This window comes from Aeromonas sp. HMWF015 (assembly GCF_963878965.1).
Lineage (GTDB): Bacteria > Pseudomonadota > Gammaproteobacteria > Enterobacterales > Aeromonadaceae > Aeromonas > Aeromonas veronii.
Map to the genome: position 1 here is coordinate 1 of NZ_CAWNZT010000012.1, position 3,102 is coordinate 3,102.

General features: G+C 62.3%; 3 protein-coding genes. 1 reads left to right on the forward strand and 2 read right to left on the reverse strand.

The genetic code is table 11. The annotated features are described in order from the left end of the window. Together cydB and AACS18_RS00575 are read right to left on the reverse strand one after the other, a co-directional pair. The coding region (gene cydB, locus AACS18_RS00570; RefSeq protein ID WP_108611982.1) for a cytochrome d ubiquinol oxidase subunit II at positions 1–353 on the reverse strand (353 nt) is incomplete at its 3' end. After that, positions 353–1,924 (reverse strand): cytochrome ubiquinol oxidase subunit I, encoded by a 1,572-nt coding sequence (locus AACS18_RS00575; RefSeq protein ID WP_108611981.1) that lies wholly within the window; start codon positions 1,922–1,924, stop codon positions 353–355. The genes AACS18_RS00575 and cydB, both read right to left, overlap by 1 nt. A gap of 122 nt (positions 1,925–2,046) precedes the next feature. Between AACS18_RS00575 and AACS18_RS00580 the strand changes: the two genes are divergently transcribed. Continuing rightward, positions 2,047–3,102, forward strand: a 1,056-nt coding sequence (locus AACS18_RS00580) for an aminotransferase-like domain-containing protein (protein ID WP_108611983.1), incomplete at its 3' end; no start/stop codon positions are given.

Sequence of the window (3,102 nt, forward strand, 5' to 3'; positions counted from 1 at the left end):
CACCAGCGGCGCCACAGCGGATCGGCCAGCTTGCTGCGATAGTCAAAACCGACCGGACGCAAAAATAGCCCGAGCAGCAGCACCACCATGGGGATGTAAAGCCCCGAGAAGGCGGCGGCATAAACCAGCGGCCAGGCGGCGAACAGGGCACCGGCACCGGCAATCAGCCACACCTGATTACCCTCCCACACCGGCCCCACGCTGTTGATCACCAGACGGCGGTCGTCGTCATCTTTCGACACCACCGGCAGCAGCATGGCGATGCCGAGATCGAAGCCATCCATCACGATAAAACCGACCATCATGAAGAGCACCAGCGCCCACCAGATGAGTTTCAGGGTTGCGTAATCCATCAGGCGATCCTCGCAAGTTCGGGTTGTTCACCGCTGTAGCGGCCGGTATGGAGAATGGCGGGCCCCTTGCGGATCACATGGCGCAACAGGAACAGCTCCACCACCAGCAACAAGGTGTAGATGGAACAGATGGCGATGAGGCTGAACCAGAGTTGGCCCGGCTGAAGCAAAGAGACCGAGGCCGAGACCGGCAGCACGTCGCTGATGGTCCAGGGTTGACGGCCAAGCTCGGCCACCAGCCAGCCCGCCTCGATGGCAATCCAGGGCAGCGGAATGCTCCAGAGCAGGGTCTTGAGCAGCCGTGGCGAGTCTTGCAGCCGGTTGCGGCAGAGCTGAACAAAGCTCACCACCATCAGCCCCAGCATGGTGACACCAAGCCCCACCATCACCCGAAAGCCCCAGAACAGCGGTGCCACTGGCGGGATGGAGTCATCGACCGCTTTGGCAATCTCCGCCTCACCGGCCTTGGCGATATTGCTGGCATAGGGGGTGAGCAGCATGCCGTAACCAAGATCCTTGCCGTGCTGCTCGAAGCGGGCGCGGTTGGCCGGGGTGTCATTGCCCTGCCGGATCTGCTCGAGGGCCTCGGCCGCCACCATGCCGCTGCGAATGCGCGCCTCGTTCTGCACCTTGATATCCTTGAGGCCGGTCACCGCCTCGTCGATGGAGCGGGTGGCGATGATCCCCATCAGATACGGGATCTTGATGGCGGCGTGGGTGGTCTCTCCCTGCTGATCCGGGAAGCCGAACAGGGTAAAGGAGGCTGGCGCTGGCTCAGTCTCCCACTCCGCCTCGATGGCGGCGAGCTTGACCTTCTGCACCTCGCCGGTGCGATAGCCCGACTCATCCCCCAGCACAATGACCGAGAGGATGGCGGCTAGCCCGAAGCCGGAAGCGATTGCGAAGGAGCGCAGGGCGAACTGCACCTCGGTCTTGCGCAGCAGATACCAACTGCTTACCCCCATCACGAACATGGAAGCGGCCACATAACCCGCCGCGACGGTGTGCACGAACTTCACCTGCGCCACCGGGTTGAACAGCACGGCGGCGATATCCACCAGCTCCATCCGCTGGGTCAGCAGGTTGAACTCGGCCCCCACCGGGTTTTGCATCCAACCGTTGCCGATCAGGATCCACAGCGCCGAGAGATTGGAGCCAAGCGCCACCAGCATGGTCACCAGCAGGTGTTTGCCGCGAGAAAGCTTGTCCCAACCGAAGAAGAAGAGCCCCACCAGGGTCGATTCGAGGAAGAAGGCCATCAGCCCCTCGATGGCCAGCGGGGTACCGAAGATGTCCCCCACGTAGTGGGAGTAATAGGCCCAGTTGGTACCGAACTGGAACTCCATGGTGATCCCCGTGGTGACCCCCATGACGAAGTTGATGCCAAACAGTTTGCCCCAGAAGCGGGTGATGTCCTGATAGATCACCTTGCCGGTCATCACATAAGCCGACTCGGCGATCACCAGGATCCAGGACAGCCCCAGCGTGAGGGGCACAAACAGGAAGTGGAACAGGGCCGTGGCGCCAAATTGCAGGCGAGACAGGCTGACCACGTCATCCGGATTGATCATGCGTCACTCTCTTTTGTTGTATTTGCCTTGCACGTTTCGTGCGTGACAAGTACATCACGGAGCATGACACCTATAACAGATGCAGTTATATTGAATTACACCTATAACAGTTGATCCAGATCATGTCCCTTTACCAGCAGTTGGCCGACCGCCTGCAAAGCCAGATCGACGATGGTATCTGGCAACCGGGGGAGCGCATCCCCTCCATTCGCCAGAGCTGCAAGACCCACGGGCTCAGCCCCATGACGGTGTTGCAGGCCTATCAACTGCTGGAGAGTCAGGGGCGGATCCTCGCCCGCCCCCAGTCCGGCTACTACGTCAAAGCCGCCTCACCACAGGTCGTGCAGCACACGCCGAGCCAGACCCACTACAGCGGCTCGGTGGATATCAACGATCTGGTGTTCGAGGTGTTGCAGGCGAGCAAATCGCGGGCTCTGGTGCCCCTTGGCATGTCGGTAGCAGACCCGACCCTGTTCCCCCATCCCCAGCTCGGGCGGGCGCTGGCCAGCTGCATGCGCAAGCTCGATCCCTTCAGCACGGTGGCCGACCTGCCCCCCGGCAACGAAGCGCTGCGCCGCGCCATCGCCCAGCGTTACGCCAGCGACGGGGTGGCGGTCAATCCGCAGGAGATCATCATCACCACAGGCGCCATGGAGGCGCTCTCCCTCAGCCTGCAGGTGCTGACCGAACCCGGTGACTGGGTAGTGGTAGAGTCCCCCACCTTCTATGGTGCCCTGCAGGCCATCGAGCGGCTGAAGCTCAAGGCGGTGGAGATCCCGGTGCTCCCGGGGGTGGGTATCGATCTGGCGCTATTGGAAGATGCCCTCAGCCAGATGCCGATCAAGGCGTGCTGGCTGATGGGCAATGTACAGCACCCGCTGGGCCACACCATGCCGGATAGTCACAAAGCGCAGCTGATGGCACTGCTCAACAGCCACGGGGTGCCGCTGGTGGAGGATGACGTCTATGCCGAGGTCTACTTCGGCCGCGAGCGCCCCAAGCCGATCCGCCACTGGGATCAGCGTGGCGACAGCCTGCTCTGCAGCTCCTTTTCCAAATGTCTGGCGCCGGGCTTTCGGGTCGGCTGGGTGGTGGCAGGGCCCCATGCCGAGCGGGTGCAGCGGCTGCAGCTGATGTCCACCCTCTCTACCAATGTGCCGAGCCAGCTGGCGCTGGCC